We start from the raw sequence: 19,678 nt of genomic DNA, 5'->3' as shown, positions 1-19,678 counted from the left end.
TCTCTAACTATAGTTGTTTTGCCTGGGCTCGGAATTTGAATTCCCATCGTTGGGTCTTGGATGATTTCTTCGGTTGTCCGAGCAACCAATCATACTCCTCGAACATCGGTTCGACCCTGAGCTTTTGCTTAAACACATTGAGGTCCGATGCGCGCGCTGCTGAGCCACGAATCTCAATAAATCTCGGCCGAGCCATCACCTCATCAAATTCAATTCCTTTCAAGCCGTCGAGACTCGAAACCGTCGCCGCATACAGGGCCAGTGGCCACTCGGGAGTCACGAGGTCATCGAGTTCGCTCCAGAGTTCGAAGTGCGCCTCATTTTCCTGCCACCCCGGCAGGTATCTCTCGAGCTCTGCCTGCTTATTTTTCAAATCAACATGCTGCATCAACATCAGCACACCAATCAACAAGCCCCCCATCAAATACACCGCTGCCACTGACACGCCAATCGACTTTAGGCGCTTCTGGCGGTGTTCTTTCGCTTTGATTGCAGTGGCCTCGAGTGGCTCAATATGCAGCATTTCCTCAGGCACCTTAGGGCTCATGGCTTGATCCATAAGCACCTCCATCGCAAAGTTTTTCCCAATGCTATCGACCGCCTCGCTTGGACAGCCCACCCCAAGCACCTGCACAATGGAGGGATGAAAATCAAAGCCACGCATGCTCAATTGATCGATCATGAGATCCAGATTCACCCCGAGCCCCTCATGTGAGGCTCCGCAGAGTTCACTTAAAATCAGCTCACCGCGCATGAAAAAGAGCAACACCCACTGGCCGTGCTCACGACACACTCCAATCACATCCTGATCCTTGTCGACTTCCCAATGGCGACATGCCACATCAAAACGCGCGTGAGCCGCAGCCTCAGGAATATCGAGCTCACCCGCCATCAAGCAATGAACTGCCACATAAGCATGCTCGGCGGCCTCTTCCACCACGAGGATATCAAATTGGCTAGTAGTTCCATCGCCATCCAATAAGCCTAAAGTCTCAAGCTCCAGCAAGGCCGCATCGCGATACACCTCGGCAGATGCAACTGGAAGGCGCAATGGGATCGTGACCACGCAATGGCTCGGCAAGCCAACACAAGTCGACTCAGGCAGATCCTCATGCTTCTCATCAAGCAATACTGCAGCGCCATCGGGAATGCATTCCCAACGCTGCCAACCTCCCTCTACTGCTGGTAAAGTCAGTGTGCTTTGCTTCTTATTTCTCACTGCTTTGATACGTTTCTCGATAATACAAGAGCGGCGCATTCCCTCCTGCCTTCGCACTGATTGCCTCAATCAGACATTTATATGTACCTGAATAGCCTAAACTCTCAATTCTTAAGTTAGAACTACGTATAATAAACCTTCTCTTAATAATGTCTCGACCGCCTGCTGGTGAAAGCAGGTAATCAAGTACCGCGTCCACTGACTGGAACTTCACATCATCTTCCGTACCAAATAATCCGTCCTCCCCACGCACCAAGCTCCTGTAACTCTCGCACTGAGAAAGCTCGACCTCAGCAGCCGCGGCGAGCAACTCTGGCAATGCTTCATGCGCGTCGAGTGGCCCATCTGACCACAGCGTAAAATACTCCCGCCAGTTCGGCTTCAATTGCTCAAGCATATGAAAGCCCCGCACCAGATGGCATTCAGACACATGGCGGAATGGGCGATTGTGTGGGCGATCAAAGAACCCTTGATCACGGTAAAAGTCAGCCTCTGCACCATTCAGGCTCACCAAGTCGTCTCCATCCACCCAGTCCACCATCGCATCGACCAAATCCTCAGCAAGCGAGGGATCCATCCCCCAAAGTTCAAACAAGTTTACCAAGAGCCTACTATCATTGCTCTGGAGCACGTGGTTCAGATTTAACTGCACACCTGACGGCATGATTTTCACTGAATAGCCCTCATCGTACTCGCTGTCCTGGTACTGCAGAACCGTATCATCACGATCCACTCCGGGATGAACCGCATAGCTGAAGCCGCTATGCGCTTGCTGCCAGGCATAGACTGCCATTGATTGCTCCATCCCACGGTCGAAATCCATCTTTAACAAGCCAAGCGTGACCACCAACAATGAAGAGATCACGCCCATCACCCACAACACAGCCACCAGAGCAATAGCTCGGCGACCTGAGGTGATCTTCTTCCTTGGGATTCTCATGACTTCGTGGTGCAAGCGACTACAGCCTATGGTCGCTTTAACGCATATTGGACATCGTTTCGTATATCGCTTGAATGAAGGTGTAAGATAACATCCCCACCAGTCCAGCCATCACAATCAAGATGACCGGAGTGATCAAGCTCATGGCACTTTGGATAATCGCGCTCAAACGCTTATCGTAATAGATTGCTGCACGCTCCACCGCTTTCGAAAGGTTTCCTGTCTTTTCACCCACCGCTATCAGGTCAACCAAGTTTGGCGGAAAGACCCCCGCCTTACTCAAACAGCTGGTGAATCGATAGCCATCACTCACACCCTCGTGGATCGTCACTAAATGTTGTCTCAAAAAACGATTCGTCACCGTCTCTTGGGTTAGCTTCAGAGCCTGCACCAATGGCAGGCCATTACTCAGTAGATTGCTCAAGGTCTGCAACCACTGCACATAAATCCCATAGCTACTCACCGCTCCCAAGATCGGAATCTGCAAGCGCAGGCGGTCCCAGCTTAGCTTATTCTCTTCGCGGTCGTGCCACAGCTTGACGATAGTAATCAAAGCAACAATCGCCACAATAATGTACATCCAGTACTCCGTAAGGATTGATTTCAATGAGACTGCGATCACCACCCCAAGTGGTATTTCAGACCCGGGTAGACTCTCCAAGAGTCCCAATAGCTGTGGGATGAGGTAGAAAATGAATACCAAGCCAACCATCAGACAAAATACCAAGAGTACCGCTGGGTAGATCATCGCTTGCTTCAAGCGAGCGCGTAGTTCCATTTGCTCAGATAGGTAACCCGCGTGGTGTGATAAAATCGTTTGCAATCCACCACCAGCCTCCCCCGCCTTCACTAGATTACAATAGAGCGCTCCAAACGTGGATGATACTTTGGGTAAAGCTTGGTACATATGCTCCCCCTCTGTGATGTGCTTGCGCAACTTGGAAGCGGCTTGCTGTAACACCCCAGTTTCAGAGCGCCCCTCCATTGAGGCCAGGGCCGGCTCCAGCGGCAAGCCTGACTCCAACAACTCGCTCAGTTCCTCGGTGAACAATACCACATCCTTCTGTGAGAGCTCCTTCTTGCCCGTCTGTCGTCTCGCGGAAGCTAGCAAACTACCTCGCTTCGACGCCTTGGCACCTGCCGTTCCCTGCTTGAGGCTGAGCACGCGAAGCTTCTGAGCCTTCAACATCTGCGTAGCTTGCACACGGTTCTGCGCCACCAAGGAACCATTGCTTTGCTTACCACGGCTATCTAACGCTACATATTGAAAACTCTGACTCATGCTTTATCCCAAAAAATGCTGCAATCCAACGCGCGGCTTAACTAATTGCTTCCCCTTTGTGGGTGGCTGATAAGACCTCCTCCACTGAGGTCACCCCCTTGAGAACTTTACGCCATCCATAATCACGCATGGGTTCGAAACCTTCACGCACAGCCTGGGCAATGAGCTCGTTTTCATCCGCCTCCTTCGCAATCAAATTCTGGATTGGTTCGGAGATCTTAAAAATTTCGTAGATCGCGATGCGCCCACGGTATCCAGTGTGGCGGCACTCCGAACAACCAACAGGCACTTTCACCTCATGCGGCAGGCGCACGATACCCTCAGGAACTCCAAGCGCACGCGCACGCTCGCTCGACCAATCGCTCGCCGGTTCAGCACAATGTGGACAGAGTCGACGCACCAAGCGCTGCGCCATAAACGCGCGCACTGATGCAGACAAAAGAAACGGCTCCACACCCATATCCATCAGGCGGCTTACCCCACCCACAGCAGTATTCGTGTGCAAGGTGCTGAAGACCAAATGCCCCGTCAGCGACGCGCGAATCGCGATTTCAGCTGTCTCGGTATCACGAATCTCCCCGATCATCACATTGTCAGGGTCCGCACGCAAAATCGAACGCAACCCCTTCGCAAAGGTGAGCCCGACCTCAGGCTTCACCGCAATCTGGACAATCCCAGGGAGCTTGTTCTCTACCGGATCTTCAATGGTCACCGTTCGGGTCTCCGGAGAATTTAAATAATCGAGGAAACAATAGAGACTCGTCGACTTACCTGACCCCGTCGGCCCAGTGGCCAAAATCACTCCGTGGGAGGCCGAAAGAACGTCTTCAATACTCTGCTGCACCTTCTCCTCAAGCTCCAGTCCATAGAGATCAAAGCGCTGCTGGTTGAGTAGACGTAAACTCACGGTCTCCCCCTCCACTGAGGGCACCGTGGCCACACGCACGTCAATGCTGTCGCCGCCACTCTTCAAATGAATACGCCCATCTTGTGGGAGGCGGCGCTCAGCCACGTCCAGTCGCGACATGATTTTTAATCGTGCCACCACCGAAGATTGAAGCGCATTGATTTTGCTCGGCACCGGCACATCGAGCAACTTCCCATCCACCCGGTAGCGGATCCGCAATTCCTCAGCCTGCGGCTCAATGTGAATGTCCGTAGCCTTATGACTCAACGCTTCCTTGATGATCTGATTCACAAAACGCAAGACGCTAGCGTCCTCAGATTCATCATCCAGTTCAGATGCTTCATCCGACTCCAGGACCGCATCGTCATCAGAATCACGACCTGCCAAAATTTTCTCAAACGTATCTGCCCCGATCCCATAGATCGCCCCCAAGCTACTGCGAGTGAAGCGCCGTGTTGCCAGCTTCCATTCCAGCGCGTAAGGCAAGGCTCGGCTCAACACCTGACGGGCATCAATACGATACGGATCATAACTCGCCAAACTCAACACCCCATCCTTGAGCGACAGCGGCACCACTTGGTACTGAATAGCCAAAGCTGCGGAACATGCCTCCTGAGCCTTGGCATCAGGATCCAGCACCACGTCAGAACCAATCAATTCAGAAGCAAACTTGTCCGCCAGAAGCCCAAAAAATACTTCCTCATTCACCAACTCCTGGTCCAAAAATGCATCAATCATCGAAACGTTCAGACTAAGAGCCTCCTCAGCCACCTCGCTGAGCTTCGCCTCCGCCGTGTCACCCGCTGCCATCGCAAGCTCCACAAGCTGCCTCGATATTCTTGGCCTTGATTGGATTGTACTCATAAGCATTCTCTAACTCTCCTCACCCAAATTGAGCGAGAATGTGAATACCCCTTTGTATCCCCTGCACTCATGAGCACAAGAACATAATAGGCCCGATCATTTACCATCAAATCAAGCACCCAGCACGTTTCCTAACAAAACCACTCGCGTCACTCGACTTAGACAACCAGTACCATTGCCCACAGGATCACGCTCAGCCACCACCACCCCGCAATAAAGACAAAAAAAGCGCCTCGGTCTGAACCGAGACGCTTTTGATTTGAACTAGTGTTCCTTGCGGAAGAATTAGTCTTCGGATGGGCTCCACTCCTCGCCAGAGGCAAGGTTGAATGCCTGCTCGAGACCAACCATTTCGCTGGATGGCTTGAGTGTCTCGAAGGACTGTGACTCCTTGCGAAGTTCTGCTTCTGAGTACTCAACTGCCTTGATGGAAAGACCGATGCGACGCTCGACTTTGTCCACCTTGATCACGCGTGCTTCCACGTCGGAACCAACCTTAACAACGTCCTTCACGCGCTCAACATGCTCTTCGGAGAGCTGTGAGATGTGGATGAGGCCGTCGATGTCGTCCTGAAGGTTTACGAATGCACCGAAGGATGCGATCTTCGCAACTTGACCCTTCACGAGGTCGCCTACCTTGAACTTGTCGTCGATGTCTGCCCATGGATCATTCTCAGCTTGCTTCACGCCAAGTGACACACGCTGGTTTTCTTTGTCGATGGAAAGAACCACTGCTTCCACTTCGTCGCCCTTCTTGAGAACTTCGGATGGGTGGTTGATCTTGCGTGTCCATGAAAGGTCGGACACGTGGATCATGCCGTCGATGCCTTCTTCAAGACCTACGAATGCACCGTATGTAGTGAGGTTACGCACAGCGCCTGTGATGCGCTGACCAATTGGGTAGCGAGCTTCGATCGCGTCCCATGGGTTCTCTTCGAGCTGACGTACGCCGAGAGAGATCTTCTGCTCGTCGATTGAAATACCGAGAACCACAGCTGTGATTTCCTGACCAAGCTCGAGCACGTCGGATGGACGTGTGATGCGCTTGACCCATGAAAGCTCAGAAACGTGAACGAGGCCTTCGACGCCCTTCTCGATTTCGATGAATGCACCGTATGGAAGAAGCTTAGTGACCTTACCCTTGACCTGCTGGCCGATTGGGAACTTAGACTCGATGTCTGCCCATGGGTTGTCCTGCATTTGCTTGATACCAAGGGAAACACGCTCTTTTTCGCGGTCTACGTCGAGGATCTGCACTTCGAGTGACTGACCGATGTGGAGCATCTCAGATGGGTGTGAGATACGGCCCCATGACATGTCAGTGATGTGAAGAAGTCCGTCCATGCCCTGAAGGTCAACGAAAGCACCGAAGTCTGTGATGTTCTTCACAAGACCTTCTACTTTGTCGCCTACAGCCACAGTCTGGAGGAACTGCTGACGCATTTCTGCGCGCTCTGCTTCGATCACTTCGCGACGTGAAAGAACGATGTTCTTACGCTCGTCGTTGACCTTAACGATTTTAAATTCAAATACCTTACCGACGTACTCGGTGAGATCTTTTGGTGGGATGATGTCAACCTGTGAACCTGGAAGGAATGCTTCCACGCCAACGTTGACCATGAGGCCACCCTTGACCACGCTCTTGACCTTACCTTTAACGAGGCCACCATCTTCGTAAACCTTGACGATCTTCTCCCAGTTCTGCTTGTGTGCAGCCTTTTCCTTGGAGAGTACGACCATGCCGTTGTCATCCTCAAGCTTCATGAGGAGAACTTCTACGCCATCACCAACTTCAATCTCTTCGTCTTCGAATTCTTGAGTTGCGATTGCGCCTTCGGACTTGTAACCGATATCTACGAGGACCACTTGTGGACGGATATCGATAATAGTACCATTGACGATGGTACCTTCTTTAAATTCACGGAACTTAGAATCAATAAGTTCTGAGAGTTCAGCATTAATGCTCATTGTTTGTTTTGTTTAGTTGTTGATTCAAGAACCTTTCAGAATCGCCCCAGAATCTTCAGTGCGGAACCGGGGCTCCAACATCCGCACCTAGGAAAGGCCTTGATCGAGTTGTTTTCCCCTTCGAGAAGGGGCACGCAATTTAGTTGTTCACATCCGCAAAGCAAGCAGAATAAACGCCTTTTTTAAGGTTTTTTCGTCACAGAAAAACAAATCTCCCCCCCGCTCGGCTGAAGAAGCCACCGAGGCTCTAGGACTCGAACTTCTCGAGCTCTATGAGCTCAGCCTTAAATCCACTCGAAAGGATCGGGAATCGGCACCAAGTTTTAGGATCCAAATTCTCATCATCCACATGGAACGATGGTGCATAGCGCTCCCTCTTCCATTGGTTGACACACCAAAGCCGAAAGAACTTGATCACCCACGACTTGAGCTGCCCAGCTGGGTACTTGCTCAGGCTATCCTTCAAGCCCAGGTAGACCTCCAATGGTGCTTGTTTATCACGAATCGCAGCACGCTCAATCGCGTCGAGCACGGGATATGGCATGAGATCTCCTTCATCAGTTTGTGACTCACTAGCCGGACGCAACTCAGCAGTCGGTTGCAGACCATTCACAAAGTGAAGCGCTCCCACCTTGGCAATGCGCTTGCTACCAACACGCTCAAGCCAGACCAACCACTGTCGCAAGAATGCCTTATCGATACCAGCCACCGGGCTAAGCCCACCCGAGGTATCACCGTCCATCGTGGCATAGCCCACAGCAGCCTCAGAGCGGTTGCTCGTCGACAGCAATAAGGCGCGACGCACGTTAGCCATCATCCAGATCCCCGGAGAACGAACGCGTGCCTGAATATTCTGCAGCGCCAGGTCGTCGTGATCCCAATCAAGCTCGCGGCCAAGCACAGCCTGTAGTTTATCGGTGTAATCATCCACAAGGCTCGCAATCGACCAGCGATGGAAGTCCGCTCCGAGTGCGCGCGCCAACTCACGGGCACTTTCCTCAGTGGCATCGCCACTGTGTTCAGATGCCTGATAGACACAGGCAAGCAGCTGCTTCATCCATTCACCAGAAGCATCAGCTAATTCGATGTGAGACAACCGTTGGCGCACCCCTGCCTCACCCAGCTCGTCTAACGCTAACTGCATCGCTATCGCCACCAAGCTCGCCACCGCAGAGGAATCCGCGCCTCCACTCAATGACACCACAAACCCTTGCGAGTAACTCTTGCGTAAATAATCAAATAGCCCGAGCCCCACCGCGTGGGCAAATTCCTCTTCTTTCTCCCAGGCCTCACCTGCATGCTCGATCGAGGCAGCCTTCTGCAAATACGTAGGAGCCCAGTCGACCACCACCGTGCGCAAGCAATCCCGCACCTCCACCACTCGGCTCGCAGTAGCCGCCAGCTTGGCCCGATTCACGTCCACATCGACATCTGCCTGCACCAGCGTAGAGTGCTGGAAACTAAAGCGATCACCACGGCCCACAATCGAGCCAGCATTCGAAATAAGTGGGCCACCATCAAAAATCACACGCCCACTCTCGTTCCCAAGCAAATTGGCGTAAAGATATGCCGCTCCTGCACAGCGAGCCCCTTCATTGATGAATCGCTCACGCAGACGTTGCTTATTAAAGGCAAAGTGGCTCGCGCTCGGATTACAAATCACATCCACCCCATAGCGGCTCAGCGCATTCACCGGCCGCGTCGCAGACCACGCATCTTCACAAATCTCAAACCCTACCTTCAAACCCTCTAGATCCACCACCACATCGCCCATCGGCACGCTGCAGCCACAACACCTCACCTCTGCCTGTTCGCCTGCGGGCCAGGCACTAAACCAACGCGGTTCATAGTGCAGCCCATCCCCAGCGAGGTGCTGCTTCGCCGATAGAGCCACCAATGCACCATCCACAGCTATCGCCGCCACGCTAAACAAGGCATGACGGTGGCGCCATGGCATCCCCACACACACCATCATGTCTGAAGTGTGCGGTAAAATCTCAGCCAAGACAGACTCGGCGCGCTCCACGGTATTCGGCATCAAAAACGCATCTTCACAGCCGTAGCCTGTGATCGCCAGCTCAGGCAAGGTAAGCACCTGCACCCCCTCAGCTTTCGCTGACTCAATCACCTCAATCAAACGCGCAGCATTCCCCCGCCAATCCATCGGCGTTTGGTTCACACTCGCAGCTGCTACTCGAAGAATTTTCATAATGAATGTCCCATAGACTTCCACAGCTCCCAGCCCAAGTAAACTCTTAACCTGTGGCTAACATCGACTTGATTCTTGTCGACTCCCTCCTTGCAATATTCGTTAGACAATCTACAGCTCGTAGGCATGGAATCCCACGAAGTCCTCCGTAATGCATTCAAAGAGACGAGCCCAAAAGCCGTTGCCTCAGAGCTCGGGGTCTCGCTTTCTCTCGTCTATAAGTGGGCTCAAGAACAATCAGAGCTAGGCTCCGGCAGCAAAAACCCAATCGACAGGCTTCTCCAAATCTACGAACTCACCCAACACCGTGAGCTCATCGAATTCCTAGCCCACCAATGCGGTGGCTACTTCGTACCCCACGCAGATGCCAGCGAGGTCGACACCAGCCACTACCTCCCAGCCACCAATAAAATTGTCAGCCAATTCTCCGACCTCCTCAGCCGGATTGCCCACGCCGCCTCTGACAACTCGATCACCCCGGATGAAGCCGAAGATCTACGCAAAATCTGGAACCGCCTCAAAGGCCACACCGAAGGCTTTATTCGTTGCTGTGAAGAAGGAAACTTCGAACGCATGCACCAAGACGAAGATTAGCCCCCCTCTGTCGTGCGTTTGCTAAAATCCCTCATGATTCTCCTTCTCGCTTTCGGAGCCAGCGGGCTGTTGGCACTAGGCCTCATCTACTTGCGAGTCGAATCAGTAGCTGCACCTCGCCTAGAATACACGCTCGACGCCGTCCCCGAACGCAAAGTCTGCCTGGTACTCGGCTGCGCCCCCACCCTCATTGATGGCCGCCCAAACCTCTACTTCAAATTCCGCATCGACGCCGCAGCCCAGCTCTACCACGCAGGCAAAGTGCAATTCCTACTCGTCAGTGGAGACAATTCTGACCGCTATTACGATGAACCCACCGCCATGAAAAAGGCGCTAGTGGCAGCCAAGGTTCCAGAACACGCGATCATCTGCGATTACGCCGGCCTGCGCACGCTCGACTCCGTCGTCCGCGCCAAAGAGGTCTTCAAAGAAGAATCCATCCTCCTCGTCTCCCAACCCTTCCACAGCAAGCGCGCCATCTACCTAGGCCAAGCCCTCGGCGTCGATATCGTCGCCCACCCAGCCGCCGACGTCACCACCAACCAAGGCACCAAGACGCAAATGCGCGAAATCTTTGCGCGAGCCAAAGCCTTCCTCGACATCCACCTACTTGACACCCAGGCCAAACACCTCGGCCAGCCACAACCCATCGGCGATGCCAAGCCAGGCGAGTGATCCCGGCAGCACCCAAAAAATCCGCATCTCCGCAGAGATTCGCCATCTCCAACATTTGCAATCTAGCGAAAGCTGAGGCATGATGTCACGAGCACTCACCCATCACCCATGCCTCGTAACAATCCAAAGCCAGAACGCCAAAACTACTCAGGGGTTAAGCCCCGCCGCGGATGGGTCAAACGCAACATCCATTTCTTTGGCAAGGTGATCGCCAGCGAGTTTTTCAAACGCCGCAAAGGAAGCACCAACGCCCCAGAACTCAAGTCGCCACCCACTGGCACAGCCCGCGTCACTTGGATCGGCCACGCCAGCTTCCTACTACAATTTGCCGAAACCTCAGTCCTCGTCGACCCCAACTGGGCGCTCTGGCACGGATTTGTCAAACGCCAGCGCCAGCCAGGACTCGACATCAAGCTACTCCCATTCGTCGACCTCGTTCTCGTCTCCCACGCCCACTTCGATCACATGCACAAGAAATCGCTCAAAATCGTCGATTCTCGCGAGGGCATCGTCGTACCACAGAGCAATGGCGCACTCGTGAAGAAACTAGGATTCAACCGCGTAATCGAAATGGGAATCTGGGACCAACTTCGCTTTGGTGAGCTCGAGGTCATCCACACACCCTGCCACCACTGGGGTGCCCGCTACATCCACGACACCCACCGCGACTACGGTGGCTACATCGTCCGCTCCGGCGGCATCACCATCTTCCACTGCGGCGATAGCGCATACTTTGAAGGCTTCAATGAGATAGGCGAGCGGCATCATATCGACATCGCCATTCTCCCCATCGGCGCCTACAACACCCCAAGTGGCCGCGATGTCCACATGAACCCAGAAGAAGCCGTCCAAGCCTTCCTTGAACTCGGTGCAGAATTCATGATCCCCATGCACTACCGCACCTTCCCGCTCGGCAATGAACCCGTCGATGAGCCAGAGCAACGGCTCATGGCAGAGGCCAAGCGCCTCAATCTTGAAGACCGCATCATCATCCTCGATGAAGGCGTTGGCATCGAACTCGAAGGTCTAGAATACCGTCAAGGCACCCGTGGCTAGGCTCAACCAAGCCGCACTCACCCCACGCCACCCTTCGGAAAAGATAGGCAAAAAACGCCGGGTCCCAAAAGCTATCACCATTCCTAAATGCGAAGAGTTCCAGGATCATTGTCACTCCGTTCCTGATCTGCTATTAACAACATGCTCCTCCGCATTCTCATGTAAGATCGCGTGATTCACGCTCAGCTGTCGAACAGCTTACTCATCCTTGCGGCATAAAAAAAGCCAGCCTCCATCGAGACTGGCGTTTTTAAAATGGTCGGGACTACAGGATTCGAACCTGCGACCTCCGCTCCCCCAGAGCGGCGCGCTACCAAACTGCGCCAAGTCCCGAACTGGATGCGACCATAATCGCCGCGATTCCCAAGGCAAGCTAGAAATAGTGCTGTGCATAAGAAAACATCGCGACGAGGTAGCCAGTATTTGTATCCCTATCAATCGCTGGCAAGGCTTTAAGTTTGTCGTTCCTTCGTCGTGCTTGCTCAATGCTAGCGAGCTTCGTGTGATCTTCGTGCAATGTTTTTTGGAGCTTGTTAGCCCCGAAAATGAACATCTCCAAAAATAAAAACCTCAAATCTAAGCCTACTCACACTCTATCTAAATTAAGTATCAGAGAATACACTGAGACGAAGAACGGAAAACGCTACCATAGTCATCTAGTGCAGGGCTGGAAGGAGGATGGAAAATGGAAAAGAAAGAAATTCAAATACCTTGAAGATGCTGAGTGCTTTGTTGCCCTGCTTCGTTTAAACAAAGATATAAACCAACCCCTTAACCATGTTACCACTCATCTTACGGCTATTGATGTGAGAATGGCTGAAGACGCCTTTGCCAAATTAAAACAGAAAAGCACCCTCCTTGATGCTGTGGCGTTCTATCTAAGCCACCACCAGCCCACTCAACATAAAGTACAGTTGGAGGAAGCTTACAGGACTATCAACATCAAGCTTTGGAGAGACACCTATAGCCCCCTCAAATTTTTCCATCATGACTTGCTTGAGTCTATCAGCATTCTTAGGCTCGCAACCTATGCAATCGTGAATGGTAACAGCATCAAAATCTAACTCAGGCAATACTCTGTCGATAATAACATCTGACTCCAGCTTCATGAGAGCCAAAGACAGATAGCTGTGCTTTTCCTTTCGACCTTTTTTATGCTCTTTGTAAAAAACGGGAAATGCTCTTTTCATGAATTGGTGAATGGCGTGCTTTTCATCATTGGTTAGCTCATCAGGGTCATCATACTTGCAATTGCCTAATGGATACTTCGACGTACCATCACCACAACCTGCTAGAAATGCTGAAACCAGCTGCTTCATCCTTGCTCGATCATTACCTAAACCTTCGTAAAATTTATTAAATTTCAGAATTGAGTTGTAAAAGTCTCGGTCCAACATGTTAGACCAGATCCTGTACTCCCTTTCATCACTAAGATAAGAGAGGGCTAAGTATGGCTGACAACATTTAACATCTACCCATGTGATCGGGCTACCATTCATCCGTAAACAACGCCGAACGCTTTTCTTCATATTCGTCACAGCACTGTAGACACGATCTTTTCTTGAAAGTTTCCAGTCCTTTAGATCTACAGAATTTTTTGACATCGACATATAGATATCTGCATCAAGCTCACCAAAGTCTTTATTGTCAATCGATAGAGAATTAAGCCCTTTCTCTACCAAATCCCTATTGAGAAAACCCTTAGACTCATCAGGAAACCAATACTTATTGGCTCTTGAAATATTAATTCCACAGATCTTGACGTGATACAGCGATGACTTCATATATTCATCTTTTAATTTAAAAGACTTACAAAACCCTTTACCAAAATCATTAGAATATGCATCACCTCTTACCACTATTTTAGACAAGTATCCATTAATTAATGATTCATACACCACATCTCCATATTTACTTTTAATATATGTTGAACTCATACTAACACACTTAAAACCTAAAGATTTCGAAAGATTTATATACTCAGTAATAAATGCAACAGATTTTTTAAAGTTAGCATATTTACCTTTACTTGTTTTAGGGAATTCATCATATAAACACTTAAAAATCCTCTTACTCTTTTTGGGTAAAAAAACTACTATTTTCTTTTCTTTTTTATTCGCCATAATAATATTTTATATTTACATTATAACTAAATGAATAAAACACTCGCAACAAAGAGAACAGAAGAGAAGGCACACAAAGGAACACCTATTATGTTTCTTTTTTACTAGATACTACACATACTATATAGCATTGTAGGCATTTCCGAAAAGCATACATACCTGCTCATAAGAACTGATAGTTAACTCATCTAGAAATATTCTTATAAAAGAAACCTCCACAACCATATTAAGGAATTGAAATGCATTTCCGAAACAATTAAATATAGTATTTAAAAATATTCACTTTTTATACAACCGAAAAAACTCATCGGAATTATAAAAAATGAAAAAATAAATAATTCATATAGTTATATATGGCAGCAAGTTGAGGTTACGAACCTCTCCCCCCAAAGACTTGCCTTGGTGATATTTAAAATCAAAAATCACGATTAAAATGCTAACATTACATACAACATTGTCAACAAGAAACGACAAAAAACATTAACTTCATAAAGCTCACACATCAACATCTGTTAGCACAAATGAAGAATCACTTTATCAAACTCCCTCCAAGACAAGTCAACACTCACAATCAATCACGATGCGCGAAGAATTCACTCATTTTACTAGTTAGCCCATTTATCTATATTTTTTTCTTCACATTGGGATCCACTCTCCACATATTGAGTTATCGTAACACCCAACTATACTACACCTACACGCACATGTCTTTCCCCCCTTTTTTTAAAACTCTGTTACTAAGCTCATCAGTAATTTTATCAATAGCTCCCGTTAGCTTTGCTGACGAATTGGACGATCTACTATCTCCAGAAGTTGATGTCACAAATCTAGAAGATGCCAGCGCTACCCAAGCATGGAAAAACGTAGTAAATGCTTTTCGTAAAAATGATATGGAAGCGTCTGTCAATTTTGGGGAAGACTTTTTAAACAACCCCGACTATGCACCCAATTCATATCAAGTTTTAGGAGTAAACGTGATGCTCGATTTAGCCAAAGGCACAATGCCCCACCACCAAAAAAACTCTGCACTTTCTCATTCATCTAAACAAAATGAATCTAGAAAAAATCAAGTACGTGCAGAATACGCGAAATACAAACAGATCGTCGCCACAGCCAACGCTAAAATTGATAAACTAACTTTTAATCGGACACGGGGAGTACAACAAGGCACAAAAGCACATAGAGAATGTGTGAGAAATGCCAGTATCATAGCGCAAGCTGAAAAAGAGTTGGCAAAGCTCAAGAGCGAAGCAGGAAAAATTAAAAGAAACGAAGCCTCTATTGACCTTGCTTCAGGAGAGCAGCTTAAAAAGGACACACTCAGGCTGCTAGATCTGCTCATCGACGCTGACGAAGTAGAAGCAGCTTTTGCCATATGCAACGTCTACACTCGCTCCTATACCAATGACCTAGACATAGCCCAAAAGCAGAAAGAGGTTATTAAAAGACAGAAAGTCATCGCAAAAGCTACCAAAATTGCTGCTGCAATACGCAGCAAAATGAATGCAGAAGTTGCAATGAATCGATATTGGTCAGCTCTAGAAAAAATAAATTACTCCTTAAGCAAGGTTCAAACACAAATTACTGACCGTGAAATAGTCACAATTGTAGAGAGACAGATTACCCCTGATATTGCCTACCTAAAAAACAAGCATGACGCTGCTAACGTCGAGGCAAAAGAGCTTGGCTATCTAGCTAGACGTGACGCGAGACAAGCCAGTCTACAGTTTAATGCATTCTCAGTAAGGTATCCAGACTACCCGAACCTCGGTGCTGTTGAAACACGTATAATGGCTGAAAGATCGGATGAAACTAATCAAACACTCAAACTACTAGTAAGTGGCATAGAAGATTTAGCTAAAAAGAACCCTCAGAAAGCCTTTAAAATGCTCGAATCTGAAGAGGCTCAACTACTAGACTCGGTTCAACGCCAAACTCTTGTTACTACAATCTTAAGCTCTCAGACAGATCTAATAGACCAGTTAATCTCCGATACAAAATACGATCTAAAGTCTTTGAAAGATACTATGGGGGGAGGGATCGAGCAGATCAGTTCGCAATACAGCATAAACGCCACAGATAAAGGGGGTGAGGCTTCAGTAAATGAGAACGCTCTTATAACATACAAAGTAGATAACAGTGCCGAATTACCTGAAATAAAGGCTGGTCTTCAAGCGCTAACATCAAGAGTCAAATTACTTCAACAAATGGATCTTAGCCCTGTACAGATCGTCACTTTGACCCCCTTACTCAAAGAAGCTGACTTACTGAACAAAGCTTTGCAATAGATACATCCATTTACATTTTCTCTAAAAGCTCCTTATGTTGAAATACGTAAGGGGCTTTTTATTGCTCCCCTACAACAGTTGAACAATCGTTTGCATAAAGCCGCGCGGCAGACACCCCTTCACCTATAGATAATTATGAACCTTATTCTCATAGTCGATCAAACATCACGCAAATAATCATACGACTTTCGTGTAATTACGATGCAACATAGGCTGTAATTACCACGTATTATCAAAAAACATGGCGGCACAGTGCTGCGAAAAAAACAAAACAAATAACTAATAGTAAAAAAGTTACAAAAAACAAAAATCGAACCACGCACACAGGCATTAGGATTCGAACCTGCGACCTCCGCTCCCCCCAGAGCGGCGCGCTACCAAACTGCGCCAAGTCCCGAACTGGATGCGACCATAATCGCCGCGATTCCCAAGGCAAGCTAGAAATAGCTTAGCCTAGCAGAATTAGGGCTCCGTGCTTGCTGAGTGATTCAATACCAAGCACCTGCATTTTTTCAAAAGTTTCAGTGGATGAATCGGAATTGCTCGCCTATGTTGAGCCCAGCAAATTATGGAAATCATCACACTCTCACAGTCAGCGATCAAGGAACTCAAAAACCTTCTCGCCAAGAACGACGCCCCAGCCGGCCATGGCCTTCGCCTTTCCGTGCAAAAGGGCGGCTGCGCGGGAATGCAATACGTGATGGAGATCAAAGCCGCAGAAGCCAAGGATCAAAGTTTGGAGCAAGATGGCGCCATTGTCCACATCGACCCAGAATCCTTTGAATACCTCGAAGGCTGCCAATTGGTCTATGAATACTCACTCTCGGACTCAGGCTTCCGCCTGCAGAACCCGAACGCCTCACGTTCATGTGGCTGCGGCACTTCATTTGAAGCTAAAGGCGAGGAAGGCAGCTACGACCCTGCCAACGACTGCAAGTAGCCCCCCTCTACCCCTCTGGGAATTCGCATTGATCAATCACGGTGGCCAAGCAGCGTAAACACTCGTCACTTGTCACCAACATCTTGGAGGCGAAACCACCACACTTTTGGTGGATACTCGCCAACCTCGTAGCTCTATGTCTCGCCATCTGGAGTTGGTTGTTCTTTCTCGAGGTCTTTGGCAATCCCCATGAACCGCGCAATTACCGGATCCTCAAGGCGCTAGGTCGCGAACAAATGATCGAGGCGCACAGCCCTCTATTCCCACCGCAAGGCGACACCCTCAATCCTCGAAACCTCTACAAAAAGTTTAGCCAACTTGACGAGAAAGAGGTCAAGACCCTCAATAGCGAGCTCAAGCGCGTCTACATCAATAATCACAAAGACATCCGCTACAACACCTACGTCCAAGGCTCGTTCAAGATACTCAAGGCCGCCCAACTCAACGCCAGCCACCTGATCCCACAAGGCCTCATCCTCAGCCTCCAAGCCATGGTGACACACGATGGCTACGACGGCCTCACCCCCTACCCAGTTCAGATCCACCTCATCCTCCCGCAGGCTCCCCACCAGGCACGCGCGTGGCTCCAAACAGGTGGATTGCTCGAAATCCGCCAAAACCCTCATTACTTCTCCGTGCTCCACGTCGAACGCATCCAGCGCAGTGGCGACGACCCCATTCTCTCGCTGACCTGCGTCCCGCTAGTTTATGCCCAGGAAGTCTCAGCCCCCAATGGCAAAAGCTTCATGATCTCCCCGCCAGAATCACTTGAAATTTGGGGGAAATCTCACCCCTAGCAGCCCACCAACTAGAACATAACAACCCGATGAAAACGCTCATTTCCTGGAACGTCAACGGCATCCGCGCCGTGCTCAAAAAAGACTTTGCTCAATGGTTTGCAGACACCAACCCCGATGTCTTGTGCCTCCAAGAGACCAAGGCGCGCGAAGAACAAGTCGAGCTCCCACTTGAGTTCGCCGGCTACCACCAATTCTGGAATGCTGCAGACAAGCCAGGCTACTCAGGCACGCTCATTCTCTCCAAAGAAAAGCCACTCAGTGTCGTCAATGGCATCGGTATCGAGCAACACGATACTGAAGGACGCGTGATCACCGCCGAGTATCCCGACTACTACTTGGTCACCGTATACACCCCCAATGCTCAGAATGCCCTCAAGCGCATCGAGTACCGCTGCTCTTGGGATGTCGCCTTCCTCGCCTACTGCCAAGAACTAGAAAAAAACAAACCCGTCATCTTCTGTGGCGACCTCAATGTCGCGCACCAAGAAATCGACCTTGCTCGCCCAAAAGAAAACCGTAAGAACCCTGGCTTCAGTGACCAAGAACGCGCAGGCTTTAATAACATCGTAGAGGCCGGCTTCATCGACACTTTCAGACACTTCCACCCAGACACCACAGAAGCATACAGTTGGTGGAGTTACCGCGCCGGTGCTCGAGCCAGAAATGTGGGTTGGAGAATTGATTATTTCTGTGCCTCTAGCAGCCTCGCTGAACAGCTAGAATCTGCTAGCATTCTCGACCAAGTTCTTGGCTCAGACCACTGCCCAGTGCTACTTCAGCTGAAATAAATCCCTGACGCTATCCACACTCAGCAGGGATGGCAGAAGACGCATTCGATGCACACATCATAGCCTAACAGGCACAGGCAAGGCGCCCCAAAGTCACCCATCAAGCTTCGCCACAAACCCTGCCAGCACTCATTGCTAGTCGCCCATTTTTTTCATCGACCTATCGGATCATCCCGATACTCTTCATTGCTAGATGGACTTGGAAGGAAATTGGGTACTAGCAGTACTGCTCTGCATCGCCATTGCGATTGTATCGTATTGCTTGATCAAGGGTGTGCTGAAGCTCTTCTATGCACTACTTTGCCTCGTCGGTCTCGTGCTTGGCGGCTTCTTGGGCTTTGCTGCCAGCAACCACTTCGCGCCACAGCATTGGCCAAACTTCCCTGTTTACGGCCATTATTTGATAGGCTGCATCTGTGCCTTGCTAAGCTTTTTCGGGCTCAAGTACATCACCCACTTTCTCTACGATCCCGTGCCCAATGGCCCCAATGGCCAACGCCCCCCCATGTTCACCATTATTGCTGGGGTCTGCCTACTCGGAGCTTTTTGCATTGCCGTGGTCATCATTAGCTCAAATAAAAAGTTTATTGAAAAGAGCCCTGAATGGGTCAAATCCAGCCTGCCCGCAATCCAGGAAAAACTCAACGAAGTCACCGACACCGCCGCCCCACAAATCAAGGGCGCCTTCAGCAGCCAAGTCCAAAAACTTATCGGCTCCAGTGACGATGCCACCGATACCCTCGCTCAACTCAGCGAGATTAAAGCCAAAGACCCTGAAGCCTTTAAAAAAATCGCCAAAAATGCCGAAGTCAAACGCGCACTCGAACACCCCAAAGTTCAAGCATTTCTAGAAGACCCGGAAATCCTCCAACAACTCAAAGAAGGCAAGCTAACCGAGCTCATGCTCAACCCAAAGGCCCAGGAAATTTTAGCTGACGAACAACTACAATTGGCAATTGCGCAGATCGATATTGAACAAGTGCTCAAGCTTCGCTAGACCAATCAGCAACAACCCGCTGGCAGCC

Annotated in this window: 15 protein-coding genes and 1 tRNA gene; 8 read left to right on the top strand and 8 right to left on the bottom strand. The window is 49.7% G+C overall.

The features are described from left to right. Positions 1–7 precede the first annotated feature (7 nt). The 6 genes from F454_RS0101870 to F454_RS0101845 form a co-directional block, all read right to left on the bottom strand. Positions 8–1,219 (bottom strand): hypothetical protein, encoded by a 1,212-nt coding sequence (locus tag F454_RS0101870; protein WP_156817086.1) that lies wholly within the window; start codon positions 1,217–1,219, stop codon positions 8–10. Continuing rightward, a complete protein-coding gene (locus F454_RS0101865; RefSeq protein WP_018968920.1) occupies positions 1,209–2,159 on the bottom strand; it encodes a type II secretion system minor pseudopilin in 951 nt (316 codons plus the stop codon). The genes F454_RS0101870 and F454_RS0101865 overlap by 11 nt, the downstream gene beginning before the upstream one ends. Positions 2,160–2,196: 37 nt before the next feature. Next, positions 2,197–3,441 (bottom strand): type II secretion system F family protein, encoded by a 1,245-nt coding sequence (locus tag F454_RS0101860; RefSeq protein ID WP_018968919.1) that lies wholly within the window; start codon positions 3,439–3,441, stop codon positions 2,197–2,199. Positions 3,442–3,478: 37 nt separating this feature from the next. After that, on the bottom strand, positions 3,479–5,212 hold the full coding sequence (locus F454_RS13825; protein WP_169334288.1) for a GspE/PulE family protein: 1,734 nt from the start codon (positions 5,210–5,212) through the stop codon (positions 3,479–3,481). 285 nt (positions 5,213–5,497) lie between these two features. Next, the gene (locus F454_RS0101850) at positions 5,498–7,180 is read right to left on the bottom strand and encodes a 30S ribosomal protein S1 (protein WP_018968917.1); all 1,683 of its coding nucleotides are present in this window, start codon (positions 7,178–7,180) and stop codon (positions 5,498–5,500) included. A gap of 247 nt (positions 7,181–7,427) precedes the next feature. Further along, positions 7,428–9,389 (bottom strand): nitrilase-related carbon-nitrogen hydrolase, encoded by a 1,962-nt coding sequence (locus F454_RS0101845; protein ID WP_018968916.1) that lies wholly within the window; start codon positions 9,387–9,389, stop codon positions 7,428–7,430. Positions 9,390–9,515: 126 nt separating this feature from the next. On the opposite strand from F454_RS0101845, the gene F454_RS0101840 reads away from it, so the two are divergent. The 3 genes from F454_RS0101840 to F454_RS0101830 all read left to right on the top strand — a co-directional run bounded on the left by F454_RS0101840 (position 9,516) and on the right by F454_RS0101830 (position 11,714). Continuing rightward, the gene (locus F454_RS0101840; protein WP_018968915.1) at positions 9,516–9,983 is read left to right on the top strand and encodes a phage regulatory CII family protein; all 468 of its coding nucleotides are present in this window, start codon (positions 9,516–9,518) and stop codon (positions 9,981–9,983) included. Between the two features lie 33 nt (positions 9,984–10,016). Continuing rightward, positions 10,017–10,658 (top strand): SanA/YdcF family protein, encoded by a 642-nt coding sequence (locus F454_RS13820; RefSeq protein WP_018968914.1) that lies wholly within the window; start codon positions 10,017–10,019, stop codon positions 10,656–10,658. Positions 10,659–10,766: 108 nt separating this feature from the next. Beyond that, positions 10,767–11,714: an MBL fold metallo-hydrolase gene (locus F454_RS0101830; protein ID WP_018968913.1), complete on the top strand. Its 948-nt coding sequence runs from the start codon at positions 10,767–10,769 to the stop codon at positions 11,712–11,714. 256 nt (positions 11,715–11,970) lie between these two features. Here F454_RS0101830 and F454_RS0101825 read toward each other — a convergent pair. Together F454_RS0101825 and F454_RS0101815 are read right to left on the bottom strand one after the other, a co-directional pair. Further along, positions 11,971–12,047, bottom strand: a tRNA-Pro gene (locus F454_RS0101825). Positions 12,048–12,592: 545 nt separating this feature from the next. Then, entirely contained in the window at positions 12,593–13,837 is a 1,245-nt protein-coding gene (locus F454_RS0101815) for a hypothetical protein (RefSeq protein ID WP_018968911.1), read from the bottom strand. A 704-nt stretch (positions 13,838–14,541) separates the two neighbouring features. On the opposite strand from F454_RS0101815, the gene F454_RS0101810 reads away from it, so the two are divergent. The 5 genes from F454_RS0101810 to F454_RS0101785 all read left to right on the top strand — a co-directional run bounded on the left by F454_RS0101810 (position 14,542) and on the right by F454_RS0101785 (position 19,650). After that, positions 14,542–16,125 (top strand): hypothetical protein, encoded by a 1,584-nt coding sequence (locus tag F454_RS0101810; protein WP_156817084.1) that lies wholly within the window; start codon positions 14,542–14,544, stop codon positions 16,123–16,125. A 568-nt stretch (positions 16,126–16,693) separates the two neighbouring features. After that, the gene (locus F454_RS0101800; RefSeq protein WP_018968909.1) at positions 16,694–17,065 is read left to right on the top strand and encodes a HesB/IscA family protein; all 372 of its coding nucleotides are present in this window, start codon (positions 16,694–16,696) and stop codon (positions 17,063–17,065) included. Positions 17,066–17,148: 83 nt separating this feature from the next. Continuing rightward, positions 17,149–17,862, top strand: coding sequence for a hypothetical protein (locus tag F454_RS0101795; RefSeq protein ID WP_156817083.1), 714 nt, complete (start codon positions 17,149–17,151; stop codon positions 17,860–17,862). 29 nt (positions 17,863–17,891) lie between these two features. Continuing rightward, positions 17,892–18,653: an exodeoxyribonuclease III gene (locus F454_RS0101790; RefSeq protein WP_018968907.1), complete on the top strand. Its 762-nt coding sequence runs from the start codon at positions 17,892–17,894 to the stop codon at positions 18,651–18,653. A 193-nt stretch (positions 18,654–18,846) separates the two neighbouring features. Continuing rightward, positions 18,847–19,650: a hypothetical protein gene (locus tag F454_RS0101785; RefSeq protein WP_018968906.1), complete on the top strand. Its 804-nt coding sequence runs from the start codon at positions 18,847–18,849 to the stop codon at positions 19,648–19,650. The last annotated feature ends 28 nt before the right edge of the window (positions 19,651–19,678 follow it).

The organism is Rubritalea marina DSM 17716, from assembly GCF_000378105.1.
Lineage (GTDB): Bacteria > Verrucomicrobiota > Verrucomicrobiia > Verrucomicrobiales > Akkermansiaceae > Rubritalea > Rubritalea marina.
Note: the sequence above shows the minus strand (reverse complement) of the source record. Positions and strands in the feature narration are given on the sequence as shown.